At 67.1% G+C, this 20965-nt stretch carries 17 protein-coding genes and 3 pseudogenes; 14 read left to right on the forward strand and 6 right to left on the reverse strand.

The genetic code is table 11. The annotated features are described in order from the left end of the window. The 7 genes and pseudogenes from EV659_RS15265 to EV659_RS13330 all read left to right on the forward strand — a co-directional run. A pseudogene (locus tag EV659_RS15265) lies at positions 1 to 96 on the forward strand (IS5 family transposase); the annotation flags it as partial. 230 nt (positions 97 to 326) lie between these two features. Then, complete coding sequence (locus tag EV659_RS13300; protein ID WP_132709384.1) at positions 327 to 1358, forward strand: NADP-dependent oxidoreductase; 1032 nt, start codon at positions 327 to 329, stop codon at positions 1356 to 1358. A 452-nt stretch (positions 1359 to 1810) separates the two neighbouring features. Continuing rightward, complete coding sequence (locus EV659_RS13305) at positions 1811 to 4729, forward strand: M16 family metallopeptidase (protein ID WP_132709385.1); 2919 nt, start codon at positions 1811 to 1813, stop codon at positions 4727 to 4729. Positions 4730 to 5096: 367 nt separating this feature from the next. Further along, positions 5097 to 5351 (forward strand): annotated as a pseudogene (locus EV659_RS15170) (transposase); the annotation flags it as partial. A gap of 384 nt (positions 5352 to 5735) precedes the next feature. Beyond that, a complete protein-coding gene (locus tag EV659_RS13320) occupies positions 5736 to 6245 on the forward strand; it encodes a helix-turn-helix domain-containing protein (protein WP_132709386.1) in 510 nt (169 codons plus the stop codon). A gap of 77 nt (positions 6246 to 6322) precedes the next feature. Next, on the forward strand, positions 6323 to 7048 hold the full coding sequence (locus tag EV659_RS13325) for an Abi family protein (RefSeq protein WP_132709387.1): 726 nt from the start codon (positions 6323 to 6325) through the stop codon (positions 7046 to 7048). Between the two features lie 117 nt (positions 7049 to 7165). Continuing rightward, positions 7166 to 7602, forward strand: a pseudogene (locus EV659_RS13330) (transposase). A gap of 185 nt (positions 7603 to 7787) precedes the next feature. Here the strand turns inward: EV659_RS13330 and EV659_RS13335 are convergent. Further along, the gene (locus EV659_RS13335; RefSeq protein ID WP_132709388.1) at positions 7788 to 9422 is read right to left on the reverse strand and encodes an acyl-CoA synthetase; all 1635 of its coding nucleotides are present in this window, start codon (positions 9420 to 9422) and stop codon (positions 7788 to 7790) included. A gap of 230 nt (positions 9423 to 9652) precedes the next feature. On the opposite strand from EV659_RS13335, the gene EV659_RS13340 reads away from it, so the two are divergent. Then, positions 9653 to 10267 (forward strand): FKBP-type peptidyl-prolyl cis-trans isomerase, encoded by a 615-nt coding sequence (locus tag EV659_RS13340; RefSeq protein WP_132709389.1) that lies wholly within the window; start codon positions 9653 to 9655, stop codon positions 10265 to 10267. Between the two features lie 91 nt (positions 10268 to 10358). Here the strand turns inward: EV659_RS13340 and EV659_RS13345 are convergent, their stop codons facing one another. The 3 genes from EV659_RS13345 to EV659_RS14915 all read right to left on the reverse strand — a co-directional run bounded on the left by EV659_RS13345 (position 10359) and on the right by EV659_RS14915 (position 13019). After that, positions 10359 to 11279 carry a class I fructose-bisphosphate aldolase gene (locus EV659_RS13345; protein WP_132709390.1) on the reverse strand — a complete coding sequence of 307 codons (921 nt, stop codon included), beginning with the start codon at positions 11277 to 11279 and terminating at the stop codon, positions 10359 to 10361. 135 nt (positions 11280 to 11414) lie between these two features. Beyond that, entirely contained in the window at positions 11415 to 12044 is a 630-nt protein-coding gene (locus EV659_RS13350) for a LysE family translocator (RefSeq protein ID WP_200287663.1), read from the reverse strand. Between the two features lie 177 nt (positions 12045 to 12221). After that, entirely contained in the window at positions 12222 to 13019 is a 798-nt protein-coding gene (locus EV659_RS14915; RefSeq protein WP_200287665.1) for a TetR/AcrR family transcriptional regulator, read from the reverse strand. A 389-nt stretch (positions 13020 to 13408) separates the two neighbouring features. On the opposite strand from EV659_RS14915, the gene EV659_RS13360 reads away from it, so the two are divergent. From EV659_RS13360 to EV659_RS13380, 5 genes are all read left to right on the forward strand, one after another. Next, complete coding sequence (locus tag EV659_RS13360) at positions 13409 to 14164, forward strand: carbonic anhydrase (RefSeq protein ID WP_132709392.1); 756 nt, start codon at positions 13409 to 13411, stop codon at positions 14162 to 14164. Beyond that, positions 14161 to 15837 carry a SulP family inorganic anion transporter gene (locus tag EV659_RS13365; RefSeq protein ID WP_132709393.1) on the forward strand — a complete coding sequence of 559 codons (1677 nt, stop codon included), beginning with the start codon at positions 14161 to 14163 and terminating at the stop codon, positions 15835 to 15837. Before EV659_RS13360 ends, EV659_RS13365 begins: the two co-directional genes overlap by 4 nt. Then, positions 15834 to 16073, forward strand: a complete 240-nt coding sequence (locus tag EV659_RS13370) for a DUF1289 domain-containing protein (protein WP_132709394.1) — start codon at positions 15834 to 15836, stop codon at positions 16071 to 16073. The genes EV659_RS13365 and EV659_RS13370 overlap by 4 nt, the downstream gene beginning before the upstream one ends. 69 nt (positions 16074 to 16142) lie before the next feature. Then, positions 16143 to 16454, forward strand: coding sequence for a 4a-hydroxytetrahydrobiopterin dehydratase (locus EV659_RS13375; protein WP_132709395.1), 312 nt, complete (start codon positions 16143 to 16145; stop codon positions 16452 to 16454). Between the two features lie 185 nt (positions 16455 to 16639). After that, positions 16640 to 17497: a class I SAM-dependent methyltransferase gene (locus tag EV659_RS13380; protein ID WP_132709396.1), complete on the forward strand. Its 858-nt coding sequence runs from the start codon at positions 16640 to 16642 to the stop codon at positions 17495 to 17497. 4 nt (positions 17498 to 17501) lie between these two features. Here EV659_RS13380 and EV659_RS13385 read toward each other — a convergent pair whose 3' ends face one another. Both EV659_RS13385 and EV659_RS13390 read right to left on the reverse strand, forming a co-directional pair. After that, positions 17502 to 17939, reverse strand: coding sequence for a DUF1640 domain-containing protein (locus EV659_RS13385; protein ID WP_132709397.1), 438 nt, complete (start codon positions 17937 to 17939; stop codon positions 17502 to 17504). 105 nt (positions 17940 to 18044) lie between these two features. Further along, on the reverse strand, positions 18045 to 19553 hold the full coding sequence (locus EV659_RS13390; protein ID WP_132709398.1) for a UbiD family decarboxylase: 1509 nt from the start codon (positions 19551 to 19553) through the stop codon (positions 18045 to 18047). A gap of 169 nt (positions 19554 to 19722) precedes the next feature. Between EV659_RS13390 and EV659_RS13395 the strand changes: the two genes are divergently transcribed. Continuing rightward, complete coding sequence (locus EV659_RS13395; RefSeq protein ID WP_132709399.1) at positions 19723 to 20898, forward strand: acyl-CoA dehydrogenase family protein; 1176 nt, start codon at positions 19723 to 19725, stop codon at positions 20896 to 20898. Positions 20899 to 20965: the final 67 nt, after the last annotated feature.

Below are 20965 nucleotides of genomic sequence, written 5' to 3' on the forward strand. Positions count from 1 at the left end.
GCGACCCGCTACGACAAAACCGCCGACAGCTATCTCGGCTTCATCCATCTCACCTCGATCCGCCTCTGGTTCCGCCACTTCGTCAACAGCCCCTAAGAGAAAACTGGATGGAATTTTTGACGATATCGGGTCCTACATGAGTAAAATAGTGGCTTCGTTCGAATAAAAATATGTGTTTTTAGGTTGATTTTCTGGTGTTAATCGAAGTGCGGGGTTGCTTTTTGTGTTTGGCAAGTGTCGGGCTTGCGACCCCGGTCGGGCGCGCTTAGGTTCGGGGTCGCAGTTCAGTTTCAGCGCGTTCATTCCCCGAAAAGAGGATCGATTTCATGACCGAAACGACCCGGCGTTGGCTGTTTCAAAAGGCTCCCATTGGCGAAAATCCCGGCCCGCAGCATTTCACCCTCGACACCCAGCCGGTGGCCGAGCCCGGTCCGGGCCAGGTGCTGGTCGAGACCATCTATCTGTCGGTCGACCCCGCGCAGGTGAGCTGGATGCAGGGCATCGCCGACTATATGCCGCCGATCAACCCCGGCGACGTGATGCTGGCGGGCGGTGCCGGGCGCGTGCTGGCGTCGAACCATCCGCGCTTCAAGGTCGGCGACCTGGTCACCGGCACGCTCGGCTGGCAGGAACATATGCTTTGCGACGGCTATGACCTGACCGGCCAGCCGCTGCGCGCCGTGCCCGCCGACGCGCCGCTGGCGCTGACCCAAAGCGTGCTCGGCATGACCGGGCTGACCGCCTATGTGGGCCTGTTCCATATCGGCCGCATCCAGGCCGGCGACACCGTGCTGGTCACCGGGGCGGCGGGGGCTGTGGGCTCGATCGTCGGTCAATTGGCCAAGATCGCCGGCGCGCGCCAGGTGGTCGGCGTCGCCGGCGGGGCGGAGAAATGTGCCTGGGTCACCGACACGCTCGGCTTCGACGCCTGCATCGACTATAAGCAGCAGAATGTGGCCGAGGGCCTGCGCACCACGCTCAAGGCGCCGGTCGACCTGTTCTTCGACAATGTGGGCGGCGACGCGCTCGACGCCGGCCTCGGTGCGATCGCCCACGGCGCGCGCATCGTGGTCTGCGGCGGCATCTCGGGCTACACCTCGACGCCGCGCGGCCCGCGCAACTATCTCAACCTGATCCTGCGCCGGGCGCGCATGGAGGGCTTTATCGTCCTCGACCATGCCGACCTGTTCCCCGAGGCGGTGCGGCGGCTGTCGCGCTGGGTCCGTGACGGCCGGATCGTCTATAATCTGGACATCGTCGACGGCTTCGAGCAGACGCCCGACGCGCTCGGCGGCCTGTTCACCGGCGCCAACCGGGGCAAGCGGCTGGTCCGCGTCGCCGCCGACCCGACCGCCTGACCGGGCCAGGCCGCCCGGCGTCGGATTCCGGGCGGCCTGGGCTGCCTGTACGGCCTGAACGGCCTGGGCGGCGGCCAGGGGGCCGGGCGGGGGCCGGCTTAGACCGCCCGCCAGCCCGGCCCCGACGCGCCCGCGTGCCGGACCGGCGCGCCCGGCCGTGCATCGCCACGAGCCCGAGTGCGGCCACGCCCGCCCATCGCCGCCAAGCCCGGGCGGCGGCGCCTGCCCAAGCCTCGACGAGGCCGCCCGGCGTCGGTCGGATCGCCGCTTGTCTCGTGGCCATCTCCGCTAATCGCTGCCCCCCTTGCACCAACGCGCGCTTCGCGCCAGCCTTGCCGCCGGAACCCTGTCGGTGTGGCGATTTATGGCTGGCGATGTGCGCGCCATTGTCGTAGGCGTGGACCGATCTTGACGAGGGGTCGCAAGTAGCAGCGATTGTGAGGAGAGTGCCGATGAACGAGGCGATGGAACCGACCGGCGTGCGGCGTCGGAGCGGGCCGCGCGGCCGATGGGCGGCGGGGCTCGTGCTGGCGTTGGGGCTGGCGTGGACCGGTCCGGTGGGCGCGGCCGACGACGCGGGCATCGCGCCGCCGCCCTGGCCGCGCACCCAGAGCGAGCTGACCCCCGACCCGGGCGTGCGCTATGGCGAACTGGACAACGGCCTGCGCTACGCCATCGTCGCCAATGAGGGCCCCGAGGGGCAGGCGTCGGTGCGCCTGCACATGCGCGCCGGCTCGATGATGGAGGCCGCCGACCAGCGCGGGCTCGCCCATTTCCTGGAGCATATGGCCTTCAACGGCTCGGAAAACGTGCCCGAGGGCGAGTTCACCAAGATGCTGGAGCGCTTGGGGCTCAAGTTCGGCCCCGACACCAACGCCTCCACCGGCCCGCTCAGCACCGCCTATATGCTCGAACTGCCCGAGGTCGGCGAAGAGACGCTGTCCACCGCGTTGATGCTGATGCGCGAACTGGCCGACCGGCTGACCCTGGCCGAGGACGCCATCGACCGCGAGCGCGGTGTGGTGCTGTCGGAGCGCCGGGTGCGCAACACGCCCCAGCGCCGCTACACCCAGGCGCTGTTCGACTTTCTGGTCCCCGGCACCAAGCTGCCGGCGGCGGTGTCGGTGGGCGACCCCGAGGTGCTCGAAAACGCCGGGTCCGAGCGGTTCCGCGCCTTCTATGAGGCGTTCTACACGCCGCAGCGGGCGTTTCTGGTCATCGCCGGCGACGTCGACCCCGACGCCATCGAAGCGCGCATCGAAAAGCGCTTCGCCGATTGGAGCCAGCCCGAGGCGGCGGCGCCCAACCCCGATTTCGGCACCCCCGATCCGGTGCAGCCGACGCCGCAATCGGTGGCCGGCTATTTCCACGACCCCGACATCCCGACCATCGTGTCGCTGAGCATGGTCAAGCCCTATGAGGCCCGGCCCGACACCTCGGAAACCCGCCGCCAGGCGCTGCTGCGCCAGGTTGCCAACGGCGTTATCTCGCGCCGTTTCGCCCGCCTCGCCCGTGCCGAAGACGCCCGGTTCGTCCAGGGCAGCGCCGGTTATGGGCCGCTCTACCGGGTTGCCGAGCGCGCGGCGGTGACCGTGGTCGCCGAGCCCGACACGTGGCGCGACGCCTTGATGCTGGCCGAACAGCAGTTGCGCGCGGCGCTGCAACATGGCGTCACCCAGGCCGAAATCGACGAGCAAGTGGCCAATATCCGCACGGCGCTGAAAAACGCCGTCGACAGTGCCGACACCCGGCGCAATGCCGTGCTCGCCAGCGGCGTCATGGGCGCCTATCATGGCCGGTCGGTGTATACCCACCCAGACACCGACCTGGCGCTGTTCGAGGCGGCCGCCGACACGGTGACGCCCGAGGCGGTGGTTGGTGCGCTGCGTGCCATGTGGCAGGGCGCCATGATCCAGGCGCATCTGGCCACGTCCGCCGACGTGGAAAACCCCGCGCAAGCGATTCTGGCGGTGTTGCGCCAATCGGCGCAGGTGGAGGTGAGCCCGCCCGAGGGCCAGAAGGACCTGTCGTTCGCCTATACCGATTTCGGAACCCCGGGCGAGGTGGTCGCGCGCGACACCGTCGAGGACCTGGACTTCACCCAGGTGCGGTTCGCCAACAATGTGATGCTCAACGTCAAGCGCACCGATATCGAGAAGGGCAAGGTGCTGGCCTCGGTGCGTTTCGGCGGCGGGGTCTTGAGCGAAACGCCGGAGCAGGCCGGCATCGACAGCCTGGTGTCGCTGGGCTTCGTGGCCGGCGGTGTGGGCGCGCACAGCCTGGACGATCTGCAACGCTTGATGGCCGGGCACAATGTGGGCGTGCAATTGGGCAGCGGCCAAGACGCTTTCGGCTATCGCAGCCTGACCACGCCCGATGACCTGCTGTTGCAGTTGCAATTGTGGGCGGCGTTCATGACCGACCCGGCCTATCGCCCCGAGGCCGAGGCGCAGTATCAGCGCACCATCGCGGCGGTCTACGACACCCTTGACGCCACGCCCGGGCGGGTCCTGCAGACCCGGGTGGAGGCAATCCTCACCGGCAACCAGCGTCTGGGGCTGCCGAGCCGTGCCGCCCTTGAGGCGTTTACGCTCGATGACCTGAAGGCGCATTTGGGCCCGGCGCTTACCGACAGCGCCATCGAGGTCAATGTGGTCGGCGATATCGACCCGGATGCGGTGATCGAGCAGGTGGCGCGGACGTTCGGCGCGCTCGACCGGCGTCCGGCCGACTTCGTCGACCATGGCGCGGGCTGGGACGTGTCGTTCCCCGAGCCCGGGCGCACCACGCTGACCCATGCCGGGGCGGCCGATCAGGCTTTGGTGCGGGTCTATTGGCCGGCCTTCGACGACGACGACCTGGAGCAAGTGCGCCACATGACGCTGTTGAGCGAGGTCTTTCAACTGCGCATGACCGACAAGATCCGCGAACAGCTGGGCGCGTCCTATTCGCCCCAGACCGGCGCCAGCTTCTCCGACGCGTTCGACGGCTTTGGCTATGTGTTCGCAGGCTCGGAGGTGGACACCGCCGACCTCGACGCCACCGTGGCGGTGATCGAGGCGATCGCGGCCGATCTGGCCCGGGGCACGATCGAGGCCGACGAGTTGCAGCGCGCCCGCCAGCCGATCCTGGAAAGCCTGGAAGAGGCGCGTGCCAACGAGAACGGCTATTGGATCAACGTGCTGGAACGCTCGCAGACCGACCCGGACGATCTGGAGGCGCATCGCCAGGCGGTGGCGCACTATGAGAGCGCCACGGTCGCCGACCTCAATGCGCTGGCCAAGACCTATCTGGTCAACGACCGCGCCCATGTGGTCGCCGTGGTGCCGGGCGAGGGCGAAGGCGGCGACGCCGGAGACGCCGGCCAGTAAGCCAGACCTGTGCCGGCGGCGCTCCGTTCGTCCGCCGCCGGCACAGGGCCGCCGCAGGGCCGCCCGGGTCGATCTTTCCGGCCGTCTCGGGTGGACGATATCGGCACAGGCCGACAAGATCGACGCGAGGCAAGGCTGCCGGGCCGGGGGAGGGGGCATTGGTCGAGCCAGTTGGGGACGGGCCGTCGGACCAGGGTCGCCGCGGCGACGCAGAGAGGCTCAGAGGCCGTTTCGAGAGTGGTTGAGCGGTCGAGGCTCATCTGATTCCAAGGAGTTGCGAAGCTTCCTGGAATTGTCATGATCTGCCTGCCGCTCCGAAGACGGGCCGGCCCCGCGGCTGGCCGATGCGGGAAATCATCAACGCGATCTTCTCCGTGCTGCGCGGCGGCATCACGTGGCGGCTCTTGGCGTCGGATTTGCCGCCGTGGCCGAAAACATCCTCGTCGAAATCGTCAGAAAGCAACCCGATCAGGTCGGCTTCGTCGTCCTCCCGAGGCGGTGGGTGGTTGAACGCTTCTTTGCCTGGATCAACCGCAACCGGCGGCTTGCCAAAGACGTTGAAGCGAGCGTCAATGCCGCAGCCGCAATGCTGCTCATTCGCCGATTGGCCCGCTCGTCATGACGTTCGAAACCAACTCTTGAGTGCCTGCTGCGGGGCGATCTCCATGCCACCTCTCTGTTTGAGCCTCGATTGAACGGAATTCGTTGTCTTTTGGAGGCGAGATGAGGTTAGGGACTGGTCATTGGCGTCTGGTGCCAGGTTCATACTCGTTCATCCGCTTTTCGGATACTGGGTAAATCTGTTCTTCTTTAGCGGACATGCATGGCCGTACCGTGCAGTCATTCATGACTTCACCGCATGGACAAATCCGTCTGGTGGCTTTCCATTGAAACGTTTGGATTTGAAGGCGATATTACCGCCAGACGGATTCGTTGTCTTTTGGAGGCGAGAAGAGGTCAGGAGTGGTCATCGGCGTCTGGTGCCAGGTTCATAAAGGAATAAATCATGTCTGACAAAAACAAAAGTGATGCTGGCAATGTCGTCCAGCTTCGACCTCCCAACGCAGGCCGTGCCTCCGAGAAGAAATGGGGTAAACAGGTCATGGACCTCGGGTTCTGTATCGTGCCGTCTCTGCTGCTCAGGGCGCAGCAGAGGCTCGGCCTGAATCCCACGCAGCTTTCTGTCCTGATGCAGCTGTGCGATTTCTGGTGGGAGGACGCACGCAAGCCCCATCCGGGCAAGAAGCTTCTGGCTGAACGGCTGGGCCTGAGTGAGCGACAAGTGCAACGATACATAGCCGAGCTGGAGCAGGCGGGCCTTGTCAAACGCATCGAGCGACGCGCGACTCACGGCGGCAAAATGACGAATACCTACGACCTGAGCGGTCTGGTGGAGCGTCTGAAGAAGCTCGAACCGGAATTCCGTAAGGTCGAGGAAGACGTGAAGACCGAGCGGAAAGCTGTGGCGAAGCGCGGATACAAACCGAAACGCAAACCATCCGCTACCGCAAATTGACGAATTCAATGTCCTGAAATGCTGAGCCCCGGGCGCATGCCTAGGGCAGAGGCGGGTCCGGGGCTAACGAGGTAAGTGTGACCAGTCCTACCCCAAATGTCAAGAATTTTGGCCTGAACGACGACATTCTCGATGAGCTGGAAGCATCGCTGTCGGCGGATCGGCTCGGGAAATATCTGACCGCTACCGGCGGTGACCGGGCCGAAGCAGTCAGACTTTACACATGGAATACGGCGGTCAGCGCGGCTTTCTATGGACCGCTTCAGGCTCTTGAGATCGCACTTCGAAACGCGATGAACCGCGAGCTGGCCCGTGTCTATGGACCGGCATGGTACGACAGTGCCAAGGCCGGTCTCGACAGTGGTTGCCTTGCGCGAGTTGATCAGACCAAGCAGGGGCTACGCAAGGACAAGTATCCGGAAGATGCGCCTCACGTCATCGCCTCTCTATCTTTCGGTTTCTGGGTGTCCCTTCTGGGTCGAGGCGGCGTCATCGACCGGAAAACGGAGACGAAAGCCAACTACGAGATGACGCTCTGGCGCCCTGCTCTGAGACACGCGTTCCCGCATGCAACCAACATCACCCGCAAGAAGGTTCATCAGCCGCTGGACTACCTGCGCACTTTCAGGAACAGGATCGCGCATCATGAACCGATCTTCACCAGGCACCTTGAAAAAGACTACCTGAGAATCCTTGAGACTGCTGCGTGGATCGCACCGCATAAGCGGGCATGGATCGAGGCGCATAGCAGGGTGCCAGAGATTCTGGAAACGCCCCCAGACGATGATAACCTGAAGTTTTAATGTCCAGCCCTCCTGACGTATAGACTGGAAGCTTCAGCTCAGATGCCGTTTCGGAAGTGGTTGAGCGGTCGAGGCTCATCGGATTCCAAGGAGTTGCGAAGCTTCCTGGAGATTGTCATGTGGGCTCCGACCACCCGTAAGCAGCATAGTCGCCCTACGGCGCGATACCAGACCGGTTTGACGGACAAGGAGTGGCGGCTGATCGAGCCGTATCTGCCTGTCGCTTCGAAGACAGGCCGGCCCCGCGCCTGGCCGATGCGGGAAATCATCCACGCGACCTTCTCCGTGCTGCGCGGCGGCATCACGTGGCGGCTCTTGCCGTCGGATTTGCCGCCGTGGCCGAAAACATCCTCGTCGAAATCGTCAGAAAGCCACCCGATAAGGTCGGCTTCGTCGTCCTCCCGAGGCGGGGGGTGGTCGAACGCTTCTTTGCCGGGATCAACCGCAACCGGCGGCTTGCCAAAGATGTCGATGCGAGCGTCAATTGCGCCGCAGCATGCCGCTATGCCGCATCTGCAATGCTGCTCATTCGCCGATTGGCCCGCTCGTCATGACGTTCGAAACCGACTCTAGGGCTTCAAATATATTTATCGATCGTTTCTTTGGGCCTTTTTCTTCTTCCGAATGTGTTAGCCGTGTTTTAGGCTTAGTTTTGAGAAGAATTATGGGCAGCCCTTCACGGGGTCTTGTCGTGACGACCGTGAGGGGCTGTCTTTCTTGCCTTCTTGAGGGTTCGGCTCTATTCGGCCGCCACCGGTTCCTTGGCGCGTTCGCGCAGGATGAACTTCTGGATCTTGCCGGTCGAGGTCTTGGGCAGGTCGCAGAAGACGATGTGGCGTGGCGCCTTGAAGTGCGCCATCTCGGCGCGGCAGAAGGCGACGATCTCGGCCTCGGTGGCGGTCTGACCCGGCTTGAGGGTGACGAAGGCACACGGCGTTTCGCCCCATGTCTCGTCCGGCTTGGCGACCACCGCAGCTTCGAGCACCGCGGGGTGCTGGTAGAGCACACCCTCGACCTCGATCGACGAGATGTTCTCGCCGCCTGAGATGATGATATCCTTCGACCGGTCGCGGATCTCGATATAGCCGTCGGGGTGCTTGACCGCCAAGTCGCCCGAATGGAACCAGCCGCCGCGGAACGCCTCTTCGGTGGCGGTGGGGTTCTTCAGATAGCCCTTCATGACCACATTGCCGCGGAACACGATCTCGCCCAGGGTTTCGCCGTCGGCGGGCACCGGCACCATGGTCTCGGGGTCCATCACGTCGAGCCCTTCAAGCACCATGAAGCGCACGCCCTGGCGCGCCTTGAGCGCGGCCCGGTCGGCCAGCGGCAGGTGGTCCCATTCCTTGTGCCAGGCGCACACCGTGGCCGGCCCATAAGTTTCGGTCAGGCCGTAGCCGTGGGTGATCGTGGCGCCGGTGTCCTCCATGGCTTCGATCACCCGGGGCGGCGGCGCGGCCCCGGCGGTCAATACCCGCAACCCTTGCGGCAGCTTGGCACGCAGCGTCTCCTCGGCGTTGGCGATCATGTTGAGCACGATCGGCGCGCCGCACATATGGGTGACGCCGTGTTCGGCGATATTGTTGATGATCGGCTCGGCGGCCACCTTGCGCAGGCACACATGGGTGCCGCCCTGCATGGTCACGCCCCAGGGGAAGCACCAGCCATTGCAGTGGAACATGGGCAGCGTCCACAGATAGACCGGGTCGTGGCCCATGTCCCAGGCCTGGACGTTGCCGATGGCGTTCAGCATGGCGCCGCGGTGGTGGTAGACCACGCCCTTGGGGTTGCCCGTGGTGCCCGAGGTGTAGTTGAGCGCGATCGCCTGCCAGCCATCCTCGATGTGCCAGACCTCCTCATGGGGGTCGCCCTCGGCCAAGAGGTCGTCGTATGACATCGGCACCAGCCGGTTGTCGGGGCCTTCGGGGTCGGCCAGGTCGATCACCAGTGGCGAGCGTGCCGCGTGGCCCAGTGCCGCGCGCGCCAGGTCGGCGAACTCGCCGTCGACCAGCAGCGCGTCGCATTCGCCATGGTCGAGGATGAAGCCGACCGCTGCCGCGTCGAGCCGGTAATTGATCGAGTTGAGCACCGCGCCGGTCATCGGTACCGCGAAGTGCGCCTCCAGGTGCGGCGGGATATTGGGCGCCAGCACCGAGACGGTGGAACCGGGGCCGATGCCGCGGCCTTTGAGCGCCGAGGCGAGCCGGCGCACGCGCTCCAGCATCTGAGCATAGGTGAAGCGCTGGCGGCCGTGGATCACGGCGACACGGTCGGGGTAGGCCTCGGCCGTGCGCAGCAGAAAATCCACCGGCGACAGCGGTACGTGGTTCGCCTCCTGTCGGGCCAGGAAATCCGCTTCGAACGGGTTGGTCATGGCGGTTACCTCCGAATGCGCTGAAAGGGCGGGGAGTGTGACAACGCAACCGGGCGAGCGGCAGTCAGACTTTGGTCTTAAATTACGTTAACGCTTGATTTGCCGCAGCTTCTCGGCCTGAAACAGCACCATGTTCGACCGTCAGTGTAGCACGGATCGCGCGATTGTCTCGATCGACGCGCCCGGCTAGGCTCGCCCCCTCGCATCGTCGTTTCCCCTGGAGCCCTCCTATGCGTCTTGGTCCGGTCCGTCCGTTTGTCTTGCTGTTCGCTTTGGCCGCGGCCGCGTGGGGGCCGGTGCACGCTCAGGACGACGAGGCGGCGACGCGCGAGGCAAGCTTTTGGGCGCGCATCGCCGACAGCGATGACCCGGCGCTGTTCGAGGCCTATCTCGCCGAGGTCAAGGCGGGGCTGTTTCCGGGCGCCTATGCCGCCGAGGCCGAGGCCCGGCTCGACGCCCTGACCGCGCCCGAGGCGCCGCCCGAGGCCGACTCAGACGGCTTCATCACCCGGAAAAGCGGCTTGCGTTATAAGGTGTTGACGGCCGGCGGCGGCGCCCAGCCCGGCCCCGGCGACATGGTGCGCGTGCACTATGAAGGCCGGCTCGCCGACGGCACGGTGTTCGACAGCACCTATGACCGCGACAAACCGGCGGTGTTCGCCGTGCGCGGCGTGATCCGTGGCTGGCAGGAAGCGCTGTTGATGATGCGCGAGGGCGACAAGTGGCTGTTGGAGATCCCGTCTTACCTGGCCTATGGCAAGAACGGTACCGACACGATCCCGCCCGACGCCGACCTGACCTTCGAGGTGGAGTTGATCAAGATCACCTTCCGCGCCGGCCGCTAAGCCGCTGAGCCGCTGAGCCGCTGAGCCGCCGCACCGGCGCCCGATCAGCGCCGGCGTGTCGCAGGCCGGCGCCGATCGGGCGGCCGTCCGGTCAGGCCTTGTCGCGATAGATCTGTACGATGGTGTCGAGCATGGCCAGTGCCTCGTCGCGCGGGCGCTGGAACGTGTTGCGGCCGATGATCGAGCCGTTGCCGCCGCCGTCGCGGATCGCCCGGGCGTCGTCGAACACCGACGTTTCGCCGCGCTTGGCGCCGCCCGAGAACACCACCAGCCGCCGGCCGGCGAACGCGCAGCGCATCACATGGGCGACCCGCTCGGCCGGGCTGGCGGCGGCGACGCCCTGGGCCTCATAGACCTGGGCCGCCTCGCTTTGTTCCAGATGCTCGCCGGGCAGCTTGACCTTGATCACATGGGCGCCCATCAGGGCGGCCAGATGGGCGGCGTAAGCGGTGACGTCGAGCGCGGTTTCGCCGGCCTTGGACAGGTCGCCGCCGCGCGGATAGCTCCACACCACCGCGGCGAGGCCGGCGGCCTTGGCCTCGGCGATCAACTCGCGCAGTTCCTCGGCCATCTCGTTGAACCAGGGCGAGCCCGGATAGAGCGTGAAGCCGATCGCCGAGCAGCCGAGGCGCAGCGCATCCTCGACCGAGCCGTGCACCGCCTGGTCCTTCTCGGTCGCCCAGCTGTTCGACGAATTGACCTTGAGGATGGTGGGGATCTGGCCGGCAAATCGGTCGGCGCCGGCTTCCAGCATGCCCAAGGGGGCGGCATAGGCGTTCAGCCCGGCGTCGATGGCCAGTTGATAGTGATAGTGCGGGTCGTAGGCGGGCGGGTTGGCGGCGAAGGAGCGCGCCGGCCCATGCTCGAACCCCTGGTCGACCGGCAGGATCACCATGCGCCCGGTACCGCCGAGCCGGCCATGGCCCAGAAGCCGCGCCAGATTGGCCTTGGTGCCGGGATTGTCGGCCTCGTACTTGGCGAGGATGTCCTTGACCTTGCGGGTGATCTTCATGGCCGCTGTGCCCCCTTTCTCATGCTGTCCATCCGGGGTCCGCAGGCGGCCCGGACACGGTCTTCGCGAGGCTATCTACACAAGCCCGGGCGTGGAGACAATCCAGGGCCCGCGCGGCTCCCAGTCCGCCCGGCGCTAGCGGTCCAGCACCAGCTTGACCGACAAGCCGGCAAGCACGGTGCCGGCAACCCGGTCGAGCGTCGGCTTGAGCCGGCCATAGGCGCCCTGCAGCCGGTCGGTCGACAGGGCATAGGCGACGATCAGATACCAGCCGCACTCGATCGCGAACACCATCGGCACCAGCACCGCGTAGAACACCGCCGGCGGGTCGGGCGGCAACAGGGTGACGAAGATCGAGCCGAAGAACACCGCCACCTTGGGGTTGGCCAATTGGGTGAACAGCCCGCGCCGGACCGCGCGCCGCCGCGTCTGGCCGAGCGGTGTGGCACCGCCATGGCCGGTGGCCAGCGGCGTGCGCGCGTGCCGCCACAGCATGATCGCCAGCCAGGCCAGATAGGCGCCGCCGGCCAGTTTGACGGCGGTGTAGAGCCACGGCACGGCGGCGAACAGCAACTTGAGCCCGAACAGCGCGCCGAGCCCCCAGACCACCGAGCCCAGGCCCAGACCCACCGCGGTCCAGGCGGCGGCCACCCGGGTCGACCCGACCGCGGTGCGCGCCACCACCAGCAGGCTCGGCCCCGGGCTGACCACCGCCACCGCCTGCGCCAGCCCGACGCCCAATAAAACCGGCAATAGGTCGATCACGGCCCCATTATCCTCCTTGACGTTTCGCGCACCGCCTCTGCCGTCGGCGGACCGGCGCCCCGCGCCGGTGACTGTTCCATAGCGTCAGCCTGCCGCAATCGTCTCGCCGAGGGAAGCGGTCGCCCGCGTTGGGCGGGCGACCGGGCGTATCGGTCTGTATCGGATCGCCCGAAAGGCTCAGGCGTCGGCCGGTTGTTCGGCCGCATCGACGCCGCGGCGCAACAGCGTCAACATGGTCTCGGCGATGGCGTCGGGCGTCAGGCCGTCGGGGCGATACCAGTGGAGCGCCCAGCTAAGGGCGCCGAACAGGGTCAAGCGGAACAGCCGCCGGTCGACCCCTGCGGCCAAGGGAACCCGGTCGATCAGATCGATAAACTGTCGTTCATAAACCGCGCGCTCCGCCACCATCTCGTCGCGCACATCCTGGCCCAGGGTCTTGATGAACTCGGGCGTGACCACTTGGGCGTAGGCACTGCCGTCCAGCAGCACCCGCAGATGCGCCGCACAGGCCGCCGCCAGCGCCGCCCAGGCGTCGCTGTCGCACCCGGCCGGGCCGCCGGACTGCGCCGTCGTCTGACTGTCGCCTTGGGACGCTCTCTTGGCGGCCGCCTCGGCCGCTTTCTGGCCGGTTGTCCGGCCGGGCAATGGGCCCGCCGCCGGTCCCGCCGCCTGTCTCGCCACCCGTTCCAGCGTCGGTCCCGCCGCCTGAAATGGCGCCAGCGCGGCCTCCACCTCGGCGGTGAAATGGGCCACGCCTTCGCGGTGAACGGCCAGCAAAAGCCGCTCCTTGGACGCGAAGTGATAGTAGACCGACCCCGGCAGCATATCGACCGCCGCGGCGATATCGCGGATCGAGGTGCCGGCATAGCCCTTGGCGACGAATAGGTTCGCCGCGGCGTCGAGCAGCGCTTGGCGACGGCTGCTGCCGCCGCGCCCGTCAGCGGTGCCGGCCGGCGGTTCGGGCGGTTGTGTCACGATTTTCCAAGCCCCTCACGATCCGGCGCCGGGGTGTCCGCGCGCCGATGGTCACTGCCCCGAACCGTCTATTGATTGCGTTTAGGGTTTACCGGGTCAAGAAAGCAATTCTCCAAGTCAGTGTGCATTGAGGCCCGAGCGCCCGTGGCACCGATTCCGATTGTCTCTCCCCCCTGTCTGTTGGCGATGATCGTTCCGTCTGCGTCGACGGGCAAAAGCGGTTCGTTCGACAGGTCGGTGATCATTTCGAAACCGTAACAAATTGGCTTTCGAGGGCGCAAACGCCGGGTGAACAGCCGCTTTCGGGGTGATTGCGAACCGGTTTTCATTGACCGGGAAATTTTCGTCCCCATACCCTTCCTGTACGGATCATTAACAGGGAGGACAGGGTGCCCAAACTTACTGCCGGCGTCGTTAAGTTCCAGCGTGAGGTCTATCCAGACCGCCGCGCCATGTTCGAAACGCTGACCCAAGGCCAGAAACCCGAAGCGTTGTTCATTACCTGTTCAGATAGCCGGGTCGACCCCACCATGGTCACGCAGACCGAGCCGGGCGAACTGTTCATCTGTCGAAACGCCGGCAACATCGTGCCCCCCCACACCACGCATACCGGCGCCATGACGGCGGCGATCGAATACGCCATCGGTGCGCTCAAGGTGCCACACATCGTCGTTTGCGGTCATTCGCAATGCGGTGCGATGACCGGTGCGCTCAACCCTGACAGTCTCGCAGACTTGCCGCACACCCACGAATGGCTCGACTATGCGCGCGCGGCGGTGCAGATCGTGCAGACGCGCGATCGCGAATTGAGCCAAGAAGAAAAGCTCAAGCGGCTGATCGAGGAAAACGTTATCCTTCAACTCACCCACCTGCGCTCGCACCCTTATGTGGCCCAGGCGCTGGCCGAGGGCACGGTGACCTTGCGCGGCTGGGTTTATGATATCGGAACCGGCGGCATGCACGCGCTTGACGAGAGCCGGCGGGCTTTTGTACCCGTTGATGAGTTGTATAGCGACCTGCCCGACGCTCAGCCCGACAATTTGACCACCTCCATGGCCAAAGCGGTGCGCGACGCCGCGGCGGGCCCCGTTGGGCCCGGTGGCGGATGCTGCACGAACACCGGCCCCGGTCAGGAGGTGACATGAAAGCCAGCAAATTCTTCGATCCATCCAATCTGCGCGGCGACATCTATGGTGGCCTGACCGCCGGCGTCGTGGCTCTGCCATTGGCGCTCGCCTTCGGTGCCGCATCAGGGGTCGGCCCGATCGCCGGGCTGTGGGGCGCCATTCTGGTCGGGTTCTTCGCCGCCCTGTTCGGCGGTACGCCGACCAACGTCTCCGGGCCCACGGGGCCCATGGTGGTGGTGTTCGCGGGCGTGGTGTCGTCGTTTTCCGGCCACCCGGAATTGATCTTCGCCACCGTCGTACTGGCCGGTCTGATCCAGGTCGCCATGGGCGCGGTGCGGCTCGGCCGCTATATCCGGCTGGTGCCGTACCCGGTGATCTCGGGCTTCATGTCGGGCATCGGCATCATCATCATCGCGTTGCAGGCGTCGCGGCTGTTCGGTCATGCGCCGTCGGAAACCGGCACCATCGCAGCCTTGGCGGCGATCCCTCAGGCGGCGAGCGATCCGGTCTGGGCGGCCCTGGCGGTGGGCGGGTTGTGCCTGGCCATCGTCTTCCTGTGGCCGGCGCGCTGGGGACGGATCGTGCCCGGCCCGTTGGTCGCTCTTGTGGCCGGCACGCTGGCCAGCTTGTGGCTCAATTCGGTGATGGCGGTGCCCGCGCCGGTGTTGGGCGACATTCCCACCGGCTTTCCCGACTTCCAGATGCCGGCGATCACCGCCGACAGCGCGGTGATCATCGGCAAGGCGGCGGTCATTTTGGCGCTTTTGGGCGCCATCGACAGCCTGTTGACCTCGCTGGTGGCCGACAACATGACCCGCTCGCGCCACGACGCCAATCGCGAGTTGATGGGCCAGGGCATCGGCAACGCCATCGCCGGCCTGTTCGGCGGCGTGCCCGGCGCCGGCGCGACCATGCGCACGGTGGTCAATATCCGCACCGGCGGGCGCACGCGGCTGTCGGGCATGATCCATGCGCTGGTGCTGTTGGCCGTGGTGATCAGTCTGGCGCCGCTGGCCGAAGCGATCCCGCACGCCGTGCTGGCCGGGATCCTGATCAAGGTGGGCGTCGATATCGTCGACTGGTCGTACCTGAAGGTCGCCCATCGCGGCCCGCGTTGGGACCTGGCGTTGATGGCGCTGGTGCTGGGGCTGACCGTGTTCGTCGATCTGATCACCGCGGTCGGGGTTGGCGTCGTCTTGGCGGCGATCGCGTTCGTCAAGCAGATCGCCGACACCCAGATCGAGCGCTTTGCCACCATCAAGGACCGGGTCAGCGACCCCGAGGAGCGCGCATTGCTCGACGAGGCCGGCGGCCGGGTGGTGATGTTCGACTTCGGCGGGCCGCTCAGCTTCGGCGCGGCGGCCGACATGGGCCACCAGGTGCGCGAACGCACCGATAATGGCACCGCCTATCTGGTGCTCGATTTCTCGCGCCTGCCAACCATCGATCTGTCGGCCACCCGAGCGGTCGAGGACATCATCCAGGACGGGCGCCGGTCCGGCAAACGGGTCCTCATCACCGGGATGAACGACGAGGTCCGCGCGACCCTGTCGAACCTCAAGGCCGACCGCGACCTGGGGCCAGGGGCGCATTATCCCAGCCGGGTCGAGGCCCTGCGCGACATCGTTGCCGATCTCAAGGGCCGAGCCGACGGCGCCGGCGGATCGGACCGCGCGGTGGCGCCGGCATGAGCGACCGCCGCGGCCGGCTGCCGGTGAGCCCCTGCGTCGGGGTTTGTACGCTCGACCCCGGCACCGGCTGGTGCCGGGGCTGTGCCCGGACCGGCGACGAGATTGGCCGCTGGGCCGGTGCCGATCCGGCCTGGCGGGCCGCCGTCTGGGCGCGGCTGCCGGCCCGCGCCCAGCGCTTGGGCATCAAGGTGGTGCCGCCGCCCGGCGGTGCCGGCGATAACCGCTCGGACGCTTGACAGTCGGGGCGGTGAGGGCCTTATGAGACCCGTCCCGTCAATCGATTGAGACCAAGGAGCAGGACGCCCATGGGCAAGACCGATATCGACCGCAAGACTGTGCTGGACGGCGCCGCACTGGACGAGGCGCTGGCCGGGCTCGACGGCTGGGCCCAATTGGAGGGCCGGGCCGCTATCGCCAAGACGTTCAAGTTCAAGGACTTCAGCCAAGCCTTCGCGTTCATGACCCGGGCCGCCTTGCGCGCCGAGACGCTCGACCACCACCCTGAATGGTTCAATGTCTACAACAAGGTGGACGTGACGTTGGCGACCCACGATGCGGGCGGGGTGACCGCGCTCGATACCACCATGGCGGCCGATATGAACCGCTTTGCCGGCTGACCCGGAGGCGGGCCCGGAGCCCGGGCCGCAGATCGGCGACCGCCGCAACGGCCGGGACGGGTGACGCGGCGGCAAGCGGGTGCTAGGAACGGCCCACCCTGGCCCCGACCAGGAAACTCGGGTGCGCCCGAATGTGTCTGTGGGACGGGGCCGACCTGACTTGACCAGGAAAGAACGGCCCGCCGATGCTTGCAGTCTTCCGTTCGGTCGCCCGTCTCGGGGCCGCCGCTCTCTATCGCACGCTCGACCCGGTCTACCGGGCGCTCGACCGCCACTATGTGGTCCGCACGCCGGCGCTGCGCCGTATCCCCGGCGCCGGCGACCGGCGTGGCGGCAAGCACGCCTATGGCGAATGGGCCCATGTGGCCGGGTTGTTCCAGGGGCTGATCCACCAGGCGCTCGGCGGCGGGGCCGGCCATCATATTTTGGACGTGGGCTGCGGCACCGGGCTTTTGGGCATCGCCGCCAGCCCCTATGTGGGGACCGGCGGGCGCTATACCGGGCTGGACGTGCAGGCCGCCGATATCGCCGCCGCGCGGCGCCGGTTTGCCGAGCACAGTCATCGGTTCATCCACCTGTCCGCGGCCAACCCCGCCTATGACACCGCCGGCGCGCCGGCGCGTCCGCCCTGGCCCGTGGATGACGCCAGCCAGGATCTGGTCACCGCGCTGTCGGTGTGGACCCACTTCGCCGAGGCCGATGCGGGTTTTTATCTGGGCGAGGTGGCGCGCGTGCTGCGCCCCGGCGGGCGGGCGCTGATCACCGCCTTCGTGCTCGACGACACCTACCGCGCGGCGGCGCCGGCGCGCCTGGGGCGCTGGGTGTTCGACCGGCCGGCCTATGGCGCCGACGACTGGCTGTGCCCGGCCTGGGTGCGGGTGCCCGAAGACGCCGTGGCGCTGACCGACCGGGCGCTCGACCGTATCGCGGCGGCGGCCGGGCTGAGGCTGGCGGCGGCCCATGCCGGCACCTGGAAGGCCGAGGGCGGGCTGTACTTTCAGGATGTGCTAGTGCTGGAAAAGCCGGCGGCGGCGCCGGGTTGAGCGGCTAGGGAAAGCGGATCAACAGGCCGAGCACCACCAGGATGACGCTCATATAGCCGAGCATCTCGGCACGCACCGGGCGTTTCATCACCTCGGCCTGGGTCGCCAGGTGGGGCAAGGTGGCGTCGAGCTTGGCCGCCATGGTGGCCAAATCGCCGCGCAAGCCCTGGATATCCGTATGCAGTTCGCCGCGCAGGTTCTGCATGTCGGCGCGGACCTCGCTACGCAAGTTTTCCATGTCGCTGTGAATCTCGTTGCGCAGGTCGTGCAACTCGGTGCGCGTGGCCAAATTGGGTAGGCTGGCGCGCACGAAGCCGTCGAGATTGTTGAGCACCGGCTCGATGCGCCGCAGGGTGGTTTCCACGTCGGTCATCCGGGTTTCCAGGTGCGACACACGGGGGCCCAGATCGCGCGCGTCGACGCCGCCATTGCCGTCTTCCATGCCTGTCCTCTCGCCAGCTTGGATCAGCCACTAAAAGGCGAGAGGTTATCACGATGGCATGGGCGTGTCTCGCGCGGCATCACCCGGCCGCCCGGCAAGGCGGCGCTAGCCCCAGATGTCCTTGCCCGAGCCCGGCAGGCCGAGCCGGTCCCACATGGCGCTGACCTTGTCGACCACCGCCGGGTCCATGCGGATCGCTTCGCCCCATTCGCGCTCGGTCTCGCCGGGCATCTTGTTGGTGGCGTCGAGCCCCAACTTGCCGCCAAGGCCCGAGACCGGCGAGGCGAAGTCCAGATAGTCGATCGGCGTGTTTTCCACCGTGGTGATGTCGCGCACCGGGTCCATGCGGGTCGAGATCGCCCACATCACGTCTTTCCAGTCGCGGGCGTTGATGTCGGCATCCACCACGATCACGAACTTGGTGTACATGAACTGGCGCAGATACGACCACACGCCCATCATCACCCGCTTGGCGTGGCCGGCATAAGCCTTCTTCATGGACACCACGGCGATCCGGTAGCTGCACCCCTCGGGCGGCAGCCAGAAGTCGACGATCTCGGGGAATTGCTGCTGGATCAGCGGGATGAACACTTCGTTGAGCGCTTCGCCCAGCACGCTCGGCTCGTCCGGCGGCCGGCCGGTATAGGTCGACAGGTAAATCGGGTCGCGGCGCATGGTGATCGCCGAGACCTGGAAGACGGGGAAGGTGTCGACCGAGTTGTAATAGCCCGTATGGTCGCCATAGGGGCCTTCGGGCGCCTGTTCGTCCAGCAGCACATGGCCTTCGAGCACGATCTCGGCGCTTGCCGGCACCTTGAGCGGCACGGTCTTACAATCGACCAGATCGACCTTCTGCCCGCGCAGCAGGCCGGCGAACTGATACTCGCTCAAGGTATCGGGCACCGGCGTCACGGCGGCGAGGGTGGTGCCGGGGTCGGCGCCGAGTACGGCGGCCACCGGTAGCGGTTCGCGCCGTTCCTGCTTCCAGCGGCGGAATTGTTGCGCGCCGCCGCGATGCTTGAGCCAGCGCATGATGCAGCGGTCGGGGCCCAGGCGCTGCATCCGGTAGATGCCCAGATTATAGGCGTCTTCCTTGGCACCCGACGGCCCCTTGGTGACCACCAGCGGCCAGGTGATCAGGGGCGCGGGCTCGCCGGGCCAGCAGGTCTGGATCGGCAGCCGGGTCAGGTCGACCCGGTCGCCCGTCCACACCACCTCCTGCACCGGTGCGCGGCGCGCCTTGCCCGGCTTCATGGCCAAGACCTTGCGCGCCAGCGGCAGCATCTCCAGCGCGTCCCTGACGCCGCCCGGCGGTTCGGGCTGGCGCAGGAACGCCAGCGTCTCGCCCACCTCGCGCAGTTGGTCGGGCGTGCGTTCGATGGCGCGGGCGACCCGTTCGACCGTGCCGTAGAGGTTGACCAGCACCGGCATCTCCGAGCGTTCGCCGCGCTCGTTGAGCACATGCTCGAACAGGATCGCCGGACCGCCCTCGGCGATCACGCGGGTCTGGATCTCGGTCATCTCCAACTCGGTGGAGACCGGCTCGCGGACGCGCACCAGGTCACCGGTGCGTTCCAGGTCGTCGATGAAATCGCGCAAGGAAGCGTAAGACATGACCCGTGTTTAGCCCGCCCGGCGGTCGGCGAAAAGAGCCTCTGGCATGGCGGGCGTGGGATTGCGCCGGTTTGCCGCTCGTCTGGCCTCCGGTTGCGGGCCGGCCGGCCGGGGCGATTGGCGGATCGCCGCGTTTCTGGCATGATGTCAAAAATAAGGGAGGCGAGCCATGGCCCTGGCGATCGACGTGACCCGGCGCGACCCGCAGGCGGCGGCCGAGGCGTTGCAGCCCGCGATCCGCGCCCGCGCCGAGGCGATCGAGACCGAGCGGCGGCTGCCCGCCGACCTGGCGGGCGAACTGGCGCGGGCCGGGCTGATGCGGCTGTTCGTGCCCGCTGCTGCGGGCGGGCTGGAGATGGACCCGCCGCAAGCCTTCGCCGCCACCGAGGCGCTGGCGCGGGCCGACGCCTCGGTCGCCTGGTGTCAGATGATCGCCGCCACCACCGGCCTGGTGTCGGCCTATCTGCCCACCGACCGCGCGGCGCAGATCTTCGCCGCCGACGACGCCATCACCGGCGGCGTGTTCGCGCCCAAGGGCGAGGCACGGCCGGTCGCTGGCGGCTACCGGGTTTCGGGGCGCTGGCAGTGGGCGAGCGGCAGCGCCAACTGCGCCTGGCTCATGGCCGGTTGCCGGGTGGTCGAGGACGGGGCGGTGCGCACGCTGCCCAATGGCGCGCCCGACGTGCTGATGGTGCTGGTGCCGCGTCGGGCGGTGACCCTGCACGACACCTGGCACGCCGCCGGCCTCGCCGGCACCGGCAGCGGCGATATGGAGATCGTCGACGCCGAGGTGCCGGGGGGCCACAGCGCGTCGTTCTTCTCCGACCGGCCGGTGGCCGATGGGCCGCTCTATCGTTTTCCGGTGTTCGCCATGCTCGCCCAGGGCATCGCGGCGACGGCGCTTGGCAATGCGCGCGGCGCGCTCGACGAGTTGGCGGCGTTCGGCACCGCCAAGACCCGCCAGTTCGAGCGCAAGGCCCTGGGCGCCACGCCCCATGTGCAGGGCGAGACCGCGCGCGCCGAGGCGCTGTTGTCGTCGGCGCGCGCCTTTTGGGCGGCGACCCTGGCCGACGCCTGGGACCGGGCGTCGGCGGGCCAGGCGCTGAGCATCGAGACCCGGGCCCGGCTGCGCCTCGCTGCCACCCACGCCACCCGCACCGCCGCCGAGGTGACCGCGATGGCCCATGACTTGGCCGGCGGCGCGTCGGCGTTTCTGTCGTTCCCGATCCAGCGTCGGTTCCGCGACGCCCATGTGGCGACCCAGCACATTATGGTCGGCCACGCCACCTACGAAACCTATGGCCGCACCGTCTATGGCCTCGATGTGGACGCCACCTTCGTGTGAGCGCGGCACTGGACCGGTCGGCGGCGTCGGCGTATGACGGAAGAGCGCCGGCCGGGCCGTGCCGTCA

The sequence above is a fragment of the Rhodothalassium salexigens DSM 2132 genome (assembly GCF_004341375.1).
GTDB lineage: Bacteria > Pseudomonadota > Alphaproteobacteria > Sphingomonadales > Rhodothalassiaceae > Rhodothalassium > Rhodothalassium salexigens.

Excerpts from the sequence above, each read along its gene's own strand:
- EV659_RS13385 (WP_132709397.1), bottom strand. The coding sequence starts at position 17,939 with ATGGAAGACGGCAATGGCGGCGTCGACGCGCGCGATCTGGGCCCCCGT.
- EV659_RS13335 (WP_132709388.1), bottom strand. The coding sequence starts at position 9,422 with ATGACCAACCCGTTCGAAGCGGATTTCCTGGCCCGACAGGAGGCGAAC.
- EV659_RS13300 (WP_132709384.1), top strand. The coding sequence starts at position 327 with ATGACCGAAACGACCCGGCGTTGGCTGTTTCAAAAGGCTCCCATTGGC.
- EV659_RS13340 (WP_132709389.1), top strand. The coding sequence starts at position 9,653 with ATGCGTCTTGGTCCGGTCCGTCCGTTTGTCTTGCTGTTCGCTTTGGCC.
- EV659_RS13390 (WP_132709398.1), bottom strand. The coding sequence starts at position 19,553 with ATGTCTTACGCTTCCTTGCGCGATTTCATCGACGACCTGGAACGCACC.
- EV659_RS13345 (WP_132709390.1), bottom strand. The coding sequence starts at position 11,279 with ATGAAGATCACCCGCAAGGTCAAGGACATCCTCGCCAAGTACGAGGCC.
- EV659_RS13380 (WP_132709396.1), top strand. The coding sequence starts at position 16,640 with ATGCTTGCAGTCTTCCGTTCGGTCGCCCGTCTCGGGGCCGCCGCTCTC.
- EV659_RS13375 (WP_132709395.1), top strand. The coding sequence starts at position 16,143 with ATGGGCAAGACCGATATCGACCGCAAGACTGTGCTGGACGGCGCCGCA.
- EV659_RS13365 (WP_132709393.1), top strand. The coding sequence starts at position 14,161 with ATGAAAGCCAGCAAATTCTTCGATCCATCCAATCTGCGCGGCGACATC.
- EV659_RS13395 (WP_132709399.1), top strand. The coding sequence starts at position 19,723 with ATGGCCCTGGCGATCGACGTGACCCGGCGCGACCCGCAGGCGGCGGCC.
- EV659_RS13370 (WP_132709394.1), top strand. The coding sequence starts at position 15,834 with ATGAGCGACCGCCGCGGCCGGCTGCCGGTGAGCCCCTGCGTCGGGGTT.
- EV659_RS13305 (WP_132709385.1), top strand. The coding sequence starts at position 1,811 with ATGAACGAGGCGATGGAACCGACCGGCGTGCGGCGTCGGAGCGGGCCG.
- EV659_RS13320 (WP_132709386.1), top strand. The coding sequence starts at position 5,736 with ATGTCTGACAAAAACAAAAGTGATGCTGGCAATGTCGTCCAGCTTCGA.